Annotated in this window: 12 protein-coding genes; 5 read left to right on the plus strand and 7 right to left on the minus strand. The window is 65.2% G+C overall.

All coding sequences use genetic code 11. The annotated features are described in order from the left end of the window. Positions 1 to 13 precede the first annotated feature (13 nt). The 7 genes from ribBA to leuC form a co-directional block, all read right to left on the minus strand. The gene (gene ribBA, locus HV675_RS15885; protein WP_175111873.1) at positions 14 to 1150 is read right to left on the minus strand and encodes a bifunctional 3,4-dihydroxy-2-butanone-4-phosphate synthase/GTP cyclohydrolase II; all 1137 of its coding nucleotides are present in this window, start codon (positions 1148 to 1150) and stop codon (positions 14 to 16) included. A 122-nt stretch (positions 1151 to 1272) separates the two neighbouring features. Beyond that, the gene (locus tag HV675_RS15890) at positions 1273 to 2361 is read right to left on the minus strand and encodes a porin (RefSeq protein ID WP_175111874.1); all 1089 of its coding nucleotides are present in this window, start codon (positions 2359 to 2361) and stop codon (positions 1273 to 1275) included. A 223-nt stretch (positions 2362 to 2584) separates the two neighbouring features. Beyond that, positions 2585 to 3886 carry an MFS transporter gene (locus HV675_RS15895; RefSeq protein WP_175111875.1) on the minus strand — a complete coding sequence of 434 codons (1302 nt, stop codon included), beginning with the start codon at positions 3884 to 3886 and terminating at the stop codon, positions 2585 to 2587. A 118-nt stretch (positions 3887 to 4004) separates the two neighbouring features. After that, positions 4005 to 4892, minus strand: a complete 888-nt coding sequence (locus HV675_RS15900; protein ID WP_217478136.1) for an alpha/beta fold hydrolase — start codon at positions 4890 to 4892, stop codon at positions 4005 to 4007. A gap of 162 nt (positions 4893 to 5054) precedes the next feature. After that, complete coding sequence (locus HV675_RS15905) at positions 5055 to 6074, minus strand: 4-hydroxythreonine-4-phosphate dehydrogenase PdxA (RefSeq protein WP_175111876.1); 1020 nt, start codon at positions 6072 to 6074, stop codon at positions 5055 to 5057. 57 nt (positions 6075 to 6131) lie between these two features. Further along, positions 6132 to 6767, minus strand: coding sequence for a 3-isopropylmalate dehydratase small subunit (gene leuD / locus HV675_RS15910; RefSeq protein ID WP_175111877.1), 636 nt, complete (start codon positions 6765 to 6767; stop codon positions 6132 to 6134). After that, on the minus strand, positions 6760 to 8184 hold the full coding sequence (gene leuC / locus HV675_RS15915; RefSeq protein ID WP_175111878.1) for a 3-isopropylmalate dehydratase large subunit: 1425 nt from the start codon (positions 8182 to 8184) through the stop codon (positions 6760 to 6762). The genes leuD and leuC overlap by 8 nt, the downstream gene beginning before the upstream one ends. Before the next feature lie 187 nt (positions 8185 to 8371). Here leuC and HV675_RS15920 point away from each other — a divergent pair, with 187 nt between their 5' ends. The 5 genes from HV675_RS15920 (at position 8372) to HV675_RS15940 (ending at position 15682) form a co-directional block, all read left to right on the plus strand. Further along, positions 8372 to 9307 carry a LysR family transcriptional regulator gene (locus HV675_RS15920; protein ID WP_175111879.1) on the plus strand — a complete coding sequence of 312 codons (936 nt, stop codon included), beginning with the start codon at positions 8372 to 8374 and terminating at the stop codon, positions 9305 to 9307. Between the two features lie 287 nt (positions 9308 to 9594). Beyond that, positions 9595 to 11982 carry a tetratricopeptide repeat protein gene (locus HV675_RS15925; protein WP_175111880.1) on the plus strand — a complete coding sequence of 796 codons (2388 nt, stop codon included), beginning with the start codon at positions 9595 to 9597 and terminating at the stop codon, positions 11980 to 11982. A 235-nt stretch (positions 11983 to 12217) separates the two neighbouring features. After that, entirely contained in the window at positions 12218 to 14164 is a 1947-nt protein-coding gene (locus HV675_RS15930; protein WP_246270313.1) for a methyl-accepting chemotaxis protein, read from the plus strand. Positions 14165 to 14231: 67 nt separating this feature from the next. After that, positions 14232 to 14732: a methylated-DNA--[protein]-cysteine S-methyltransferase gene (locus HV675_RS15935; RefSeq protein WP_175111881.1), complete on the plus strand. Its 501-nt coding sequence runs from the start codon at positions 14232 to 14234 to the stop codon at positions 14730 to 14732. Between the two features lie 125 nt (positions 14733 to 14857). Continuing rightward, a complete protein-coding gene (locus HV675_RS15940; protein ID WP_175111882.1) occupies positions 14858 to 15682 on the plus strand; it encodes an isocitrate lyase/PEP mutase family protein in 825 nt (274 codons plus the stop codon). Positions 15683 to 15763: the final 81 nt, after the last annotated feature.

The following is a 15763-nucleotide window of genomic DNA, read 5'->3' on the forward strand; positions in this document are numbered from 1 at the left end:
GGTGGTCAACGGCTCATGGACACGGCTTTTCGGCTGCGAGGCCCGGCATGCGCACGAAGCCGGTGACTTCGAGCCCATAGCCTGACATGCTGCCGAGTTTGCGTGGATTCGACAGCACCTGCATTTTCCCCACGCCCAGTTCGCGCAGGATCTGCGCGCCGATTCCGTAGGTTTTGAAGTCGACCGGGCGGCGCTTGAGCGCCTCCGCTTTCTCCTGCTGGTCGAACGCCTTGAACAGGTCGACCAGATGTTCTTTCGAGTCGCCGCAGTTCAGCATGACGATCACGCCGAGGTCGCGCGCGGCGATTTCCTGCATCGCCGCGTCGAGCGTCCACGAGTGCGTGCACGACGTGCCGACCTCCAGCAGATCGAGCACCGACAGCGGCTCGTGCACGCGCACCGGCGTGTCGCGCTCCGGCGCCGGCGTGCCGCGCACCAGCGCGATATGCGGCTGGCCGCTCGGCTGATCGAGATACATCACCGCGCGAAACGCGCCGTGCGCGGTTTGCATCGTGCGTTCGGCGACGCGCTCGACGATCGATTCGGTGCGGCTGCGATAGTGGATCAGATCGGCGATCGTGCCGATTTTCAGGCCGTGCTCGCGTGCGAATTCGACGAGATCGGGCAGGCGCGCCATCGTGCCGTCGTCCTTGATGATCTCGCAGATCACCGCGGCCGGCGTCAGACCGGCGAGCGCGGTGAGGTCGCAGCCGGCTTCGGTGTGGCCTGCGCGCACCAGCACGCCGCCCGGCTGCGCCATGATCGGAAACACGTGGCCCGGCTGCACGATGTGCTCGGCGCGCGCGTCGTGCGCGACCGCGGCGGCGATCGTGCGCGCGCGGTCCGCCGCCGAGATGCCGGTGGTGACACCCGAGGCCGCCTCGATGCTGACGGTAAACGCGGTGCCGTACTGGGTGCCGTTGCGGTACGTCATGAGCGGCAGGTTCAACTGCTGGCAGCGTTCCTGCGTGAGCGTGAGGCAGATCAGGCCGCGCCCGTAGCGGGCCATGAAGTTGATCGCTTCCGGCGTGATGAATTCCGCGGCGATGACGAGGTCGCCCTCGTTTTCGCGGTCTTCTTCGTCGACGAGAATCACCATCCGGCCGGCTTTCAGTTCGGCGATGATCTCGGGGGTGGAGGCGAGCGTCATGGTGGCGAGAGAGTCAGGAAAGCGCGTATTTTACGCCACGCGGCCCGCCAGGTCCCTCGTGCGGATCGAAAAAGGCTGTCCCCGTGCGCCGCGGCGCAACGGGGTCATGCCTGCCCGTCTACTCAGAAGTAGTGGGTGACGCCCAACATCACGCCGGTCTGGTTGTGGTCGGCGACGACATCGGTGTCGTAGCCATTCAGACCGAGGTTCGAGCCGTGGCTGTTCTTCACGTAGCCGAGTTCCGAATACAGCACGGTGCGCTTGGATAGCGAATACTTGGCGGTTGCCGCGAGGTAGATCGGCCGCTGGCCCGCGGACGTGATATCAGTCCAGAAGACGGCGCCGGCCACCGTCAGCGGGGCGATGACGCGATACGACACACCGCCCCAGAACTCATCCGCATGCCCCTGTGTGGTGGGGTCGAGCGGCAGCGTGCTGCTGAGCCAGCGGTAGCCGACGAATCCTTTGGCCTTGCCGATCTGGTACGTCGCCGCGGCCGCGAGATGCTGCTCCTTCTCCGACTGCGTGAGCACCGACGTGCCGTTGCGCAGGTCGTAGACCACCATCGCCGAGAACGGCCCGCTCGCATACTGAACGGCCGCGCCGATTTCGCGCCCCACCTTGAATGCGCCGGGCACCTCGCCGCCGTTCTCGATCGTCGCATCGAAGCCGGTGCTGTACAGCGCCTCGTAGCTCACCGGGCCGACACGGCCCTTGTATTTGACCGAGTTGTCGGCCCGGCCCGTGAACTGCCCGTCGGTCTGTTTCAGGCCGTAGATGTTGTACGCGAGCGGGTCGTACGCCACTGAAAAGTCGTACATCGGAACCCGTTGCCGGCCGAACGTGAGCGCCCCGTAGCGGCTGCTCAGCCCGACGTACGCTTGCCGGCCGAACAGCCGCCCGCTTTGCTGCGACTTGCCGCTGGTGAGGTCGATGCCGCCCTCGAGCTGGAAGATCGCCTTCAGGCCGCCGCCGAGGTCCTCCGATCCCTTCAGGCCGATCCGGCTGCTCTTGGCGCCGCCCGATTCCTCGCGCAGCAGATTGGACGCTTTGCCTTGGGCATTGGGCGCGCCGGTGAGAAATTCGATGCCGGCATCGGCAATTCCGTATAGCGTCACGCTCGATTGTGCGTAAGCGCCGACGCTCACCGATGCTGAAAAAACGCCGAACAGAAGCGGTTTCATGATGGTCGCACTCTTTCTGGTACTCATTTTCGTCTCCTCTAATTAACGGTCAGCGGTCTGCCTCGCGGTATGTCCGGATCGGCGCCGATCACGCGACGGATCGACGTCGTTTATCTGAAGGCGCCGGCCCGTTTCGATGAAATCAACAGGCGTGCGCGGTCCTTCGCGCGCGCTCGCACGTCGCGCGGGACTCGTGAACGCAGTGCCGCGCATCTGCGTTCACGACTTCGGTATGGCGGATGGAGGTGAGCTAGCGGGACGGCGCGGGCGCGATGTCCGGTTCGGGCGCCGTCACTCTCTGATGGGCGTTGCCGGTGGAGGGTGGTTCGTCGTCGAGCCGGATCTTCATCGTGAACAGCGGGCCGAGCAGCAATACGATGATGGACGCGGCGAATGCGACCACCCAGCGGCCGTGCGAAATGTCGAGCAGCATGCCGACGACGATCGGCGACACCGCGCCTGCGAGCGCCATGCCGGTGAACGTGCACGCGCTCGAGGTGGCCGAGTGTTCGCGCGAGACCTCCGTGCCGACGACCCACAGCGGCGAATCGGCGAGTTCCGAGCAGAAGAAGGCGAGGCCGAGGCAGATCGAACTGATCGTGATGTCGCGTGTGAAGAGCAGCGGCACCAGGAAGACGATCGATGAAAGAAAGCCGCAGACGATCATCTCGCGCCGCGCGCGCAGCCGGTTGCCGGTGCACCTGAAGCGCCAGTCGGTCAGCATGCCGCCCGCGGCGGTGCCGAGCGAACCGCCGAGCAGCACGAGCGCGGAGAAGATCGCGTTGTGCGAGAGTTTCATGCCGTAACGCTGCGAGAAGAACGACGGAATCCAGTTCAGGAAGAACCACAGCACCCAGCCGTGACAGAAGCATGCGGCGGTCGCAGGCCACACGCGGCGGATCATGTCGGGCCAGTTGACCGGCGTGCGGGCCGGCGCGGGCGCGCTCGGCTGTCTGACGGGTTCGCCTTCGCGATGTTTCTTTGCCTCGTTGAGGCCCAGATACATCACGACCATATAGACGAGCGTGACGCCGCCGAGAATGATGAACGTGAGCCGCCACGAAAACGACACGATCAGCGCGGTGACGATCAGCGGAGCCAGCGCGTTCGCGATGCGGCCGGTTGCGTGCATCACGCCTTGCGCGGCGCCGCGGCGGTCTTCGGGAATCACGCGGGCGATCATCCGCGCCGCGGTCGGGTAGATCGGCGCTTCGCCGATGCCGACGAAAAACCGTGCGGCCACCAACGCGAACAGGCTGCCGACGAGGCCGGTGACGATCGTCGCGATTGCCCACAGCGAGCCGTACAGCAACAGGCCCTTGCGGGAACCGATGCGGTCGCTGTGCCACCCGCCCGGAATCATGAAGCAGCTATAAGCGAGCGCGAAAGCGGAAAAGATAAAACCGAGGTGGGTGTTGCTGAAACCCAGCTCTTTGCTCATCACCGGCGCGGCGACCGAAATATTCGTGCGATCGACGTACATGATGAAGGCCATGATGCAAAGCAGGACGAACGTGATCCTTGCCCTGCTTCGCGGCTGCGAAGGGGACATGTCTTCCTCCATTTTCTTATAAGGCGGTCGGCTGACGCGGCGCCGTCGCGTGATGCAACAGGCGGTTCGGCGTCGCGCGGGTGCTGCTGCGAGAGGTTGGGTGACGGCGGGCCGACCGCTATGGCCGGAAGAAGCTGCTCAACGCTTCATAGGTTTCATCGGGGCACTCTTCCTGCAGGTAGTGGCCCGACGGCACGGTCGCGGTTTTCACGATGTTCGTCGCATAGCGGCTCCACACTTGCGCCGCATCGTGATTGCGACCGACGCCGCCTTTCGCGCCCCATAGAATGAGCGACGGCGTGCTCACGCGCTTACCTGCGTCGAAGTCGGCGGTGTCCATGTCGAGGTCGACGCCGAAGGTCGCGCGGTAGTCCTCGCACATCGCATGAATCACCTCCGGGTTCCTGATACAGCGGATGTAATCCTGCAGCGCTTCGGGGCCGAAGAAGCTCGTGCCCTGATCGGTCTTGGACAGCTTGCGGCGGATAAAGAACTCAGGGTCCGCGCCCATCATCGTTTCCGGCGTCGGGTAGTCCTGGACCATGAAGAACCAGTGCCACGAGAACTTGCCCCACTGGCGCGTCACATTGTTCAGCAGATGGTGTTGCGGCAGCATGTCCATAAAGCCGGCCTTCAGCACCTTGGCCGAATGATCGAGGCACATCCGGTGCAGCACGCGCGCGCCGCGATCGTGACCGGCCGCGTAGAACTTCGTAAAGCCGAGCGTCTCCATCACCTCGACCTGGTCCTGCGCCATCGCGCGGAACGAGTAGTTCGAGTGATCGCCGCCGCCGGGCGGCTTCGAGCTGTCGCCATAGCCGCGCAGGTCGGTGCACACCACCGTGAATTCCTTCGCGAGGCGCGGCGCAATCTTGTGCCATGACAGATGGTTGAACGGGTTGCCGTGCATCAGCAACAGCGGCGGGCCTTCGCCGCCTTTGACCGTGACGATCTCGGCGCCGCTCGTTTTAATGGTGGTTTTAGTGAAATTCTCAAACATGGGCATGGCTGGCTCCAGACTATTGCGTGTCTTCCTGTTGCAGATCCGCTGCGCGCGCCGTCTCCAGGCGGCGCAGCGGTGTTCGATGCGGGCTGACGCTGATCGATGCGCGAGGTTGCCGGGCGCCGCGAATACTGCGCTGCGTGCTCGCGCGCGGCGCCGGCTGTTTCAGTGCGCGACGGCTTCGCGCGCGGCTTTGCGGGCGGTGGCGGTGCGCGTCGCGACGTCGAAGGCGGCGGCGGTCGCGCCGACGTCCGCGCTGCCTTGACCCACGATGTCGTAGGCGACGCCATGCGCGGGCGTCGCATAGACGGTCTTCAGGCCGCCCGTCAGCGTGACGCCCTGTGAAAAGCCGAGCAGCTTGGTCGCGATTTGCCCCTGGTCGTGGTACATGATCACGACCGCGTCGAAGTCGCCGCGGCGTGCCTTGATAAATACGGTGTCCGACGGAAACGGGCCTTCGCTTGCGAGACCCCTGGCGCGCAGCGCCTCGAGCGTCGGGCGAATGATCTTGATCTCTTCATCGCCGAACAGGCCGTTCTCGCCGCCATGCGGATTGAGCGCGGCGACGCCGATACGCGGCGCGGTCTTGCCGAATGCGCGCATCGTGTCGTGCGCGAGCGTGAGCGCGCCTTCGATGCGATCCGGCTTGACCATGTCGACGGCCTGGCGCAGTGCGACGTGCGAGGTCACGCGGAAGGTCGAGAACTGCGGAATGATGTTGACTTCGCCGAAGTAGCCTTCGTGCTTTGTCCATGCGGCGAACATCTGATGCTCGTCGTGGAAGTTCCAGCCGCCGCGATGCAGCGCGGCCTTGTTCAGCGGCGCAAAGCAGATGCCGTCGAGTTCGCCTGCGAGCGCGAGGTCCGTCATGTATTTGAGCGTTTCGCCGGTGAGGCGGCCTGATTCGGCATTCAACTCGCCGCGCGGGTAGAGCGCCGGATCGACGTTGTGCAGGTCGATCAGCGGCACCGCGGCCGCATCGTGCGCCGCGTCCTTCAGGCTGGCGATCTTCGCGTACGGAATGCGCTGGCCGGCGTCCTTCATGCCGAGTTCGAGCACGCGCTCGTCGCCGATGATCACGACATTCGCCTTTTTACGCGTCTCGGGCAGCGACAGCAGTTTGACGACCAGCTCCGGGCCGATCCCGGTGACGTCGCCGAGCATCAAGCCAATCAGAGGTTTCATTGCGGTGTTCTCCATGTGGTTTCTAGCAGGTAGACAGCGGGCTGCCGCTCAGGTGACTCACGTCGCGTTTTCCGGCAACGGCAGCACGATCGCCCACGGGTTTTCCGCGCGATGGCGCTTTTCGAACGCTTCGATTTGCGGCAGCAGTTTCAGCGATGCGCCGAGCACGTCGAGGCCTTCGAGGAACATCTGCCGGTGGCGCTCGTCCATCCGGAACGCGTAGGTGCGGCTCGACGCGGTGCGCACGCGTTGCGCGGCGACGTCGATCTCGATGCGGCTCGCCGCCGGGTTCGACACTTCAACCGTGATCTCGTCGATCTCTTGCGGCTGCAGCACGATCGCCAGCAGCCGGTTGTTCGCCGCGTTGTAGTAGAAGATCTCGCCGTAGCTCGGTGCGAGCACCGCTTCGATACCGCTTTGCAGCAGGCCCCACACCGCGTGCTCGCGGCTCGAGCCGCAGCCGAAGTTCGGGCCGCCGATCAGCACCTTCGCGCCGCTGTACGCGGGCGTGTTCAGCACGAAATCGGCACGCTTGCTGCCGTCCGGATGAAAACGCAGGTCGTACAGCAGGCCCGCGGCGAGGCCGGATTTATCGGTGCCGAGCAGAAACTGCTTCGGCATGATCTGGTCGGTGTCGAGATTCGCGATCGGCAACGGCGCCGCGACGCCCTCTATGCGCGAGAAATCAGGCATCGTGGTGCTCCCAGTTGCGGATATCGGTGATGCGGCCGGAAATTGCCGCGGCGGCCGCCATCGCGGGACTCATCAGATGCGTGCGGCTGTCGCGGCCCTGGCGGCCTTCGAAGTTGCGGTTGGTGGTCGACGCGCAGCGTTCGCCGGGGCGCAATACATCGTCGTTCATCGCGAGGCACATCGAACAGCCGGGCTGGCGCCATTCGAAGCCCGCCTTGATAAAGACTTCGGACAAGCCTTCCCGTTCCGCCTGCTGACGCACCGCGCCCGAGCCCGGCACGATCATCGCGCGCACGTTCGGCGCGACATGCATGCCTTCGCGCAGCATCGCGGCGACCGCGCGCAAATCTTCGATGCGGCCGTTCGTGCACGAGCCGATAAAGACGCGGTCGATCGGCGTGCCTTCGATGCGCGCGCCCGCCGCGAGACCGATGTAGTCGAGCGCCCGCGCGGTGGCCGCGCTTTGGATGTGATCGACGCCGTCGGCCGGTGCGGGAATCACGCCGTCGACCGGTATCGCCTGGTCGGGGCTCGTGCCCCACGTCACATACGGCGCGACCTCGGCGGCGGCGATCGTGATGGTGCTGTCGAACCGCGCGTCCGGGTCCGTGCGCAGCGTGCGCCATGTCGCGATCGCGTTTTCCATGTGCGCTTCGCTCAGATTGCCGCGATGCGCGCGCAGATACGCGAAGGTGATGTCGTCCGGTTCGACCAGCGAGGCGCGTGCGCCGGCTTCGACGGTCATATTGCATAACGTCATGCGCGCTTCGATCGACATCGCGCGAATCGCGGCGCCGGTGTACTCCACCGCGTAGCCGCGCGCGCCTTGCGCACTGATCTTCGCGATCACGCGCAGCACAAGGTCTTTCGAGGTCGTGCCGGCAGGCAGATCGCCGTCAATATGAATTCGCATCGTGCGCGCGAGGCGGTACGACAGCGTCTGCGTTGCGAGCACATGTTCGATTTCCGATGTGCCGATGCCGAAGCCGAGTGCGCCGAACGCGCCGTAGGTGGTGGTGTGGCTGTCGCCGCACAGCACTACCATGCCTGGGCGGATCAGTCCGGATTCGGGCGCGACGACGTGCTCGATGCCTTGTAACGGATCGTTCACGTCGAACAGTTTGATGCCGTAGCGCGTGCAGTTGCGCGTGAAGTTCGCGGCCTGGCGCGCGGCCGCATCGATGGCGATCACACGCTTGCCGACCGGATCCGGTTTGGTGGGAATCACGTGATCGACGACGCTCATCTGCTGCTGCGGCCGCAGTACGCCGACACCGCGCTCGACGAGGCCGTTGAACGCCTGCGGGCTGGTGTATTCATTCATGATGTGCAGGTCCGCGTAAAGCAGGACGTGCTCCGCGTCGAGGCGGGTCACGGTGTGCGACTCGACGAGCTTCTGATACAACGTGCGCGGCACATCTCCTCCGATGGTGTGGGGCCGAGAGTCGAGAGGGGGATAGGTCGACGAGGCTGGAAGAATTCCCGAAAGATCAGACAGCTTCGTTACGGGAACAGTCTATAGAGATGGTTGGTGCATATAATGCATTCTCTTTTAATCTATTTTTAACTTCGTTTTATAAGTGGGCGGCAGCGGAGGCCGGCACGTGGACACCATTTCCGATCTCGCGTTTTTCGTGCAGCTCGTCAAGCACGGCAGCCTGTCCGCGCTTGCGCGCGAACTCGGCGTGACGCCGCCCGCGGTCACCGCGCGGCTCGCACGAATGGAAGCGCGTCTGGGCGTGCGCCTGCTGAATCGCACGACGCGACGCATCAGCGTCACGCAGGAAGGCGAGCTGTATCTGTCGCATGGTTCGCGGCTGCTGCTCGAATTCGAGGAACTCGACCGGATGGTGTCGAGCGCGCGCGCGGTGCCGAAGGGGCTGCTGCGCGTGAATGCGACCTTCGGCTTCGGACGGCGTCATATCGCGCCCGCGGTGTCCGCGTTTGCGCGGCGTTACGCGGAAGTCGAAGTGCAATTGACGCTCACCGATCGGTCGATCCGTCTCGCGGACGAGGCGTACGACGTCGGCATCTGGTTCGGCGACGTGCCCGACTCGCGGCTCGTTGCGCGCAGGATCGCGCCGAACCGGCGCTTCCTGTGCGCATCGCCGGCGTATCTCGAGCGGGCCGGCCTGCCGCTCGCGCCGCGCGATCTGCACGCGCATCAGTGCATCGTGCTGCGCGAAAACGACGCCGCCTATGGCACATGGCATCTGACGCGCGGCCGCAAGCAGGAAACCATCAAAGTGCGCGGTGCGCTGAGCAGCAACGACGGCGAGACCGCATTGGTCTGGGCGCTGGACGGTCATGGCGTGCTGATGCGCTCGGAGTGGGACGTCTATCCGCATTTGCGCTCGGGCGCGTTGCAAGTGGTGCTGCCGGACTGGTCGCTGCCGGGCGCCGATGTGCACGCGGTGTACGGCGAGCGGCTCAACGTGTCCGCGAAGGTCGGCGCGTTCGTCGATTTTCTGGCTGAATGGTTCGGTCATGCCGCGGGGCAGACGGCGGATATCCGGACCTGGATGGCGCGGGGCGATTGAACCGTAGACCGGCGGCAGCCCGCTTACCGGCGGCCAGGATACGAATGCGTTTACGGCGGCCTTTCCGCTTTTTTCGCGACCCGTAAGCCCCTGTCATCTTCTATAACCTACGACGCGCGCCGGTCACCTACCATCGCGGTTCGTCTCGAATGGGCCATGGCTTCGACGCGTGATTGCCGCATGCGAATGATGCGGATCGCGGGCGAATCGATCGGGCCAGGACCGGTGACGGCACCGACTGACGAACAGGCCTGCGTGCACGTCGCGCGCGATAAACGGGGTGGAGGATGACGGTCGATCAGACGCTGGCGACAGCGAAGGAGCGGCATCTCGCCGGCGATTTGCCCGCCGCGCGTGCGCTTTATCAGCATGGGCTCGTGAGCCGGCCGGACGACGTGGATATCCTGCTGCGTCTGGGCATACTCGAACTGCAATGCGGCGCGTACGATGCCGCGCTTGCGTGCCTCGACGATGCAATCGCACGCGCGCCCGATGTCGCGCGCCTGCATTTCGCGCGCGGCCATGCGCTCGCGGCCGCGCAACGCTTTGCCGATGCACTGCGTGCATACGAGCGCGTGCTGGCGCTCGACGCGCCGTCCGCCGATCTGCTGCTCGCAATCGGCAATGCGTTGCAGTCGCTGGCGGACTATCCTCGCGCGATCGACGCTTATACACGCGCGGTCGAACTCGAACCGGCGCACGTCGATGCATTCATCAACCTCGGCAATTGCTACAAGCAGCAAGATGCGCACGACGCCGCGGAAAACGCCTACCGCCGCGCGCTCGAGATCCAGCCGCACAACGCAAACGCGCTGACCAACCTCGGCGCGCTGTTGCAGATACGCGGACGCGTCGACACCGCCATTCCACTGCTCGACGCAGCCGTGCGCGCGGCGCCCGCTTCACCCTATGCGTTACTGAATCTCGGCGTCGCGCTGCTCGAGCGCCGCGATTTCACGACGGCCGCCGCGCTGCTTGCGCGCGTGCTGGAACTCGATGCCGATTTTCCCGAAGCCGCCTATAACCTCGGCATCGCGCTGCACGCACTCGGCAAAACACATGAGGCGTCGGGATGCTACCAACGCGCGGTCGCGCGCGACCCCGCCCATGCGGATGCGTATAACAATCTCGGCAACGTGCTCAAGGAACTGAACGACACGGCAGGCGCCGCCGCTGCATTCGACCAGGCAATCGCGCTGCGCCCGGACCTGGTTGCCGCGCATAACAACGCGGCTATGCTGATGCGCACGCTTGGCCGCATCGATGAAGCCGAAACGCGTTTGCAGCGCGCACTCGAGATCGATCCGCATCACTCGGTCACGTACAACAATCTCGCGACAGTATTGAAGGACGCAGGTCGTATCGATGATGGCATCGCATGCTATCGCGAAGCGCTGCGCTGCGATCCGGAGAATGTCGTCGCGCACAGCAATCTCGCGTATTCGCTGACCTTCAGCGCCGAAGATGCGCAGACGCCGCTCGACGAATGCCGCCGCTGGTCCGCGCGACACGAAGCGCGCTACCGCGAAGCGCGCCGGCCGCACGCGCAGCCCGGTCTGCACGACCGCACGCGGCGTCTGCGTATCGGCTATGTGTCGCCGGATTTCCGCAACCATTGCCAGGCGCTTTTCATGATGCCGCTGCTGTCGCATCACGATCATGCGCGCTTCGAAATCTACTGCTACGCAAGCGTCGCGCGTCCCGACGACATCACGACGCGTCTGGCGAGCCATGCCGACGGTTGGCGCGACGTACGCGCGCTCGACGACGAGCGGCTCGCACAACAGATTCGCGACGACCGCATCGATATTCTGGTCGATCTGACGATGCATATGGCGGATGCGCGTCCGTTGCTGTTTGCGCGCAAGCCGGCACCGGTGCAGATTGCGTGGCTCGCGTATCCGGGTACGACCGGCATCGGCGCGATCGACTACCGGTTGACCGACCCATGGCTCGACCCGCCCGGCACCGATCATCACTACAGCGAGCAGTCGATCCGTCTCGCGGATTCGTTCTGGTGCTACGACCCGCTGATCGATGCAAGCGACGCAAGCGCTGGGTCATTGGCCGTCGACGCACTCCCTATGCTGCAAAACGGCTACGTCACGTTCGGCTGCCTCAACAACCCATGCAAGCTCACCGACCATGCACTGCAACTGTGGCGCGGCGTACTGCACGAAACCGGCGACGCGCGCCTGCTCCTGATGGCGCCGCACGGCTCGGCCCGCGCGCGGCTCATCGAGCGGCTCGCGTCGCACGGCGTCGACAGTGAGCGCGTGCGCTTCGTGCCGTTCCAGTCGCGCGCCGATTACTTGCGCACCTATCACCAGATCGATATCGGGCTCGACACTTTCCCGTACAACGGCCATACGACCAGCCTCGACGCGTGCTGGATGGGCGTGCCGGTGGTAACGCGGGTCGGTGCGACCGCGGTCGGCCGTGCGGGCTTGAGCCAGTCGATGAACCTGGGTTTGAGCGAACTCGCTGCGCACAGCGATGCGCAATTCGTCGATATCGCGGTGCGGCTCGCGCACGACAGACCGCGCATTGCGCGCTTGCGCGAAGGCTTGCGCGCGCGCATCAGCGCGTCGCCGCTGATGGACGGCGCGCGTTTCGCCGCGCAGATCGAGACCGCTTATCGCAGCGCCTGGGCGCGCTGGTGCGACACGGCGTGAACTGCTTGACCCAGGTTCGACGCCCCATTTGAGCGCTTTTTATGGGCCTCGATAGCGCATGTCGCACCAACGTAATGCGCGCGTCGCCCCGGCGTGGTGCTTGCCGAAAAATCCACTTCGCATCGTTTCAGTTCACGGTCCGCTCGCCGTAAATAGCGGATGACGGCGACGCGCCGAAGACGCTCTTCGCGCGCCTTGCCGGCGTCACTCGAACTTGAAAGACAGGATGTACACGATGCGTTTGTTTGCTCCGGGAATGGCCCTGATGGGCCGGTTGAAGATGTCGCGCAAGCTGGCGGTGCTGGCATTGCTGTTTTTACTGCCGCTGTCGGTCTGCCTGTATGCGATCTTGAGCGACGAAGCGAGTTTCTATATCTCGACGCGCGATGAGCTCGATGGCGTTCGCTTGCTGGAGACGAGTCAGGCCTTGCTGAAGGCGGTGCAGAAACGCCGCGGCGCGAGCGCGTCGCTGATGGCCGGCAATCCGTCGATCCGGCCCGCGTTCGACGCGGCGAACGCCGACGCGCAACGGCTGGTCGCCACGCTGCGCGACGAGGCCGCGACGACCAAAAGATTCGATCTCACCGCGCAAACGGACGCGTTGTCCGCGCAATACGCGCAGCTCGCGCAGATGCCGCTGACGGGACCGGTGAAGGACGTCTTCGATGCGCACACGGCGCTCGTGCATGCGATCTTCGCGTTCACCGCGGACCTCGCGGACGCATCGCAGCTTGCGCTCGATCCGCAAGCGGCAACGTACTATCTGGCGAATTCGGTGGTGCTGTCGCTGCCGAGCGCGGCGGAGATGGCTGCGATCGCGCGCGGCAAAGGCGCGGCGGCGCTGAGCCAGGCGGGCGAGGGACAATTGGGCGCGGCGGACCGCAGCGCACTCGGCGTGCATGCCGCGTTTCTGCGCGACCAGATCGACACCGTGCGCCGCGACCTGAAGCGCGTGCAGAACGCCCTCGGTGAAGGCGATGGCGCAACGCGCGTGCAAAACCTGAATTTCGACGACTTCGACGCATTCGGCAAGATCGTGGCCGGCCTTGCGTCGGATCCGGATGCGCCGGCGCCCGACTCGAACGCGTACTTCGCGTCCGGCACGCGTGCGGTGGATGCGGTGTACCGTGCGCATGGCCAACTCTCCGCGCTGCTGGAATCGCTACTGGCCGAGCGTGCGCATGCGCAGGCTGTGCATATCGCGGTGCTGGCGTTGCTGAGCGTCGTGTCGGTCGGGGTCGCGCTGTATCTGTTCGTCGCATTTGCGCGCCGTACCGGCGCCGATGTGAACGACATCGCGGGCCGCATGACGCAGGCGAGCGCGGGCGACTTGCGCGGCCGGCTCGATGTGAGCGGCCGCGACGAGCTCGCGTCGATCCGGCTGCGCCTGAATGAGCTGCTCGCGTCGCTCAACCGCACGATCATGACGACCCGTGCCAGTGCCGAATCGGTGCTGACCGGCAGCCAGGAAATCGCCTCCGGCAATCTCGATCTGTCGCGGCGCACCGAGGAGCAGGCCGCATCGCTCGAAGAGACCGCGGCGAGCATGGAACAGTTGACCGCGACCGTGCGGCACAACGCGGAGAACGCGAAGCAGGCCGGTGTGTTGAGCCGCGAAGCATCGAGCCGCGCGTCCGCGAGCGGCGAAGTGATTGCGCACGCGGTCGGTGTGATGAACGAGATCGGTAAGCGCTCGGCCGATATGGCCGCGATGATCTCGACCATCGAAGGGATCGCGTTTCAGACCAACATCCTCGCGCTGAATGCGGCCGTCGAAGCGGCGCGCGCGGGCGAGCAGGGCAAAGGTTTCGCGGTGGTCGCCGGCGAGGTGCGCACGCTCGCGCATCGCACCGCGACCGCGGCGAAGGACGTGAAGGAGATGATCGAACGGTCGTCGGCGAGTGTCGAAGGCGGCACGCGGCTTTTCCACGACGCTCAGTCGGCGATTCGCAGCGTGATCGACGCGGTGACGAATGTCGATGCGATCGTCAACGAGATTGCCGGTGCATCGCTGCAACAGGGCGAAGGCATCGAGCAGGTCAACATCGCGATCACGCAGCTCGACCGCACGACGCAGCAGAATGCGGCGCTCGTCGAGCAGGCGGCCGCGGCGAGCGCGTCGTTGAAAGAGCAGGCGCTGAAGATGGAGGAGGTCGTCGCGACATTTCACGTCGACGTGTAACGTTCCGGCAGGATTGCGCTTATCCTTCACAGGTTGACGCGCATGATCCGCAGGAAAGGAGGACGGGATGTCGTACGCATACAAGATCGTCGGGTCGCCGGTCGGCCAGTTGAAACTGGTCGCGCGCGGCGACCGGCTGGTGGCGATTCTGTGGGAGAACGACCGTCCGGGCCGCGTGAAGCTCGGCGAGATGCACGAGGCCGCTAACCACCCGGTGCTCGTCGACACCGCGCGCCAGTTGTCTGAATATTTCGCCGGTGAGCGGACCACGTTCGACATCGCGACCGAGTTCGTCGGCACCGAATTCCAGAAGAAAGTGTGGAACGCGCTCCTGACCATTCCGTTCGGCGAAACGCGCAGCTACCGCGAGATTGCCGAGCAGATCGGCCAGGCGAGCGCGTGCCGTGCGGTCGGCGCGGCGAACGGGCGCAATCCGATTTCGATTATCGCGCCATGCCATCGCGTGATCGGCGCGTCCGGCGACCTGACCGGTTTTGCGGGCGGGATGCAAGCCAAGGCGACCTTGATCGCAATCGAATCGAGGGTCACGCAGCCTTCGCTTATCTGACCGCGCGCGCGGCTCATTGCAGGCGCGTGCGGCGCCGTTATTGCGTCGACGCGCTATGAGCGGTCCGCGCCGATGTCCCGGGAAGCGTCCGCTTCCCTCCTTTCTCTAGCCGAAGGAGACATCCGATGCCCGTCACTACCGCAGAAAAGCGCGCTGCTTTCCGTGCGCTGCACGCATCCGGCTGCTTCATCCTGCCGAACCCCTGGGATGCCGGCGGCGCACGCTACCTGCAAACGCTCGGCTTCAAGGCGCTCGCGACCTCCAGTGCGGCCTTCGCGTGGTCGACCGGGCGCCCGGATAACAACCTGCCGCGCGAAGCGATTCTGGCGCATCTGCGCGAGATGGTCGAAGCCACCGATCTACCGGTCAATGCGGACTTCGAAAACGGCTTCGGCGCGCATCCCGACGAGGTCGCGCAAAGCGTTGCGCTGGCGGTCGAAACCGGCGTCGCGGGTCTGTCGATCGAAGATTCGACCGGGCGCCCGGATGCACCGCTCTTTCCAATCGACGTGGCCGTCGAGCGTGTCGCCGCCGCGCGTCGCGCGATCGATCAGGCGGGCGGCGATACCCTGCTGGTCGGCCGCGCCGAGAACTTCTTCGCCGGCGTGCCGGATCTTGGCGACGCGCTGGCTCGTATCAAAGCGTATGCGGCGGCCGGCGCCGATTGTCTGTATGTACCGGCCATCCGCACGCGCGAGCAGATCGAGGCGGTGGTCGCGGCGGTCGCGCCGAAGCCTGTGAATCTGCTGATCGGCTGGAATGCCGCATTCACGCTGCAGGAGGTCGAGGCGCTCGGCGTGCGGCGCGTGAGTATCGGCGGCGCGTTGGCGCGCGCCGCATGGGCTGGCGTGATGCATACCGCGCAGGCGCTCGCTGAAGGCCGTTTCGACGGTTTCCCCGATACGCCCGGCGGCGCTCAGATCGACGGTCTGTTCCGTCCGCGCGATTGACCCAATTGCTGGCGGCACAAACGACAGCATGAGCAATAACGTCGCTGTCGATTGCGACATACGCGTGGCCTGCAGCGGCTC

The sequence above is a fragment of the Paraburkholderia solisilvae genome, from assembly GCF_902859875.1.
Classification (GTDB): domain Bacteria; phylum Pseudomonadota; class Gammaproteobacteria; order Burkholderiales; family Burkholderiaceae; genus Paraburkholderia; species Paraburkholderia solisilvae.

Bases quoted from the DNA above. Each gene is read 5' to 3' on its own strand.
- ribBA (WP_175111873.1), bottom strand. From the start codon at position 1,150: ATGACGCTCGCCTCCACCCCCGAGATCATCGCCGAACTGAAAGCCGGC.
- HV675_RS15890 (WP_175111874.1), bottom strand. From the start codon at position 2,361: ATGAGTACCAGAAAGAGTGCGACCATCATGAAACCGCTTCTGTTCGGC.
- HV675_RS15895 (WP_175111875.1), bottom strand. From the start codon at position 3,886: ATGTCCCCTTCGCAGCCGCGAAGCAGGGCAAGGATCACGTTCGTCCTG.
- HV675_RS15900 (WP_217478136.1), bottom strand. From the start codon at position 4,892: ATGCCCATGTTTGAGAATTTCACTAAAACCACCATTAAAACGAGCGGC.
- HV675_RS15905 (WP_175111876.1), bottom strand. From the start codon at position 6,074: ATGAAACCTCTGATTGGCTTGATGCTCGGCGACGTCACCGGGATCGGC.
- leuD (WP_175111877.1), bottom strand. From the start codon at position 6,767: ATGCCTGATTTCTCGCGCATAGAGGGCGTCGCGGCGCCGTTGCCGATC.
- HV675_RS15925 (WP_175111880.1), top strand. From the start codon at position 9,595: ATGACGGTCGATCAGACGCTGGCGACAGCGAAGGAGCGGCATCTCGCC.
- HV675_RS15930 (WP_246270313.1), top strand. From the start codon at position 12,218: ATGCGTTTGTTTGCTCCGGGAATGGCCCTGATGGGCCGGTTGAAGATG.
- HV675_RS15935 (WP_175111881.1), top strand. From the start codon at position 14,232: ATGTCGTACGCATACAAGATCGTCGGGTCGCCGGTCGGCCAGTTGAAA.
- HV675_RS15940 (WP_175111882.1), top strand. From the start codon at position 14,858: ATGCCCGTCACTACCGCAGAAAAGCGCGCTGCTTTCCGTGCGCTGCAC.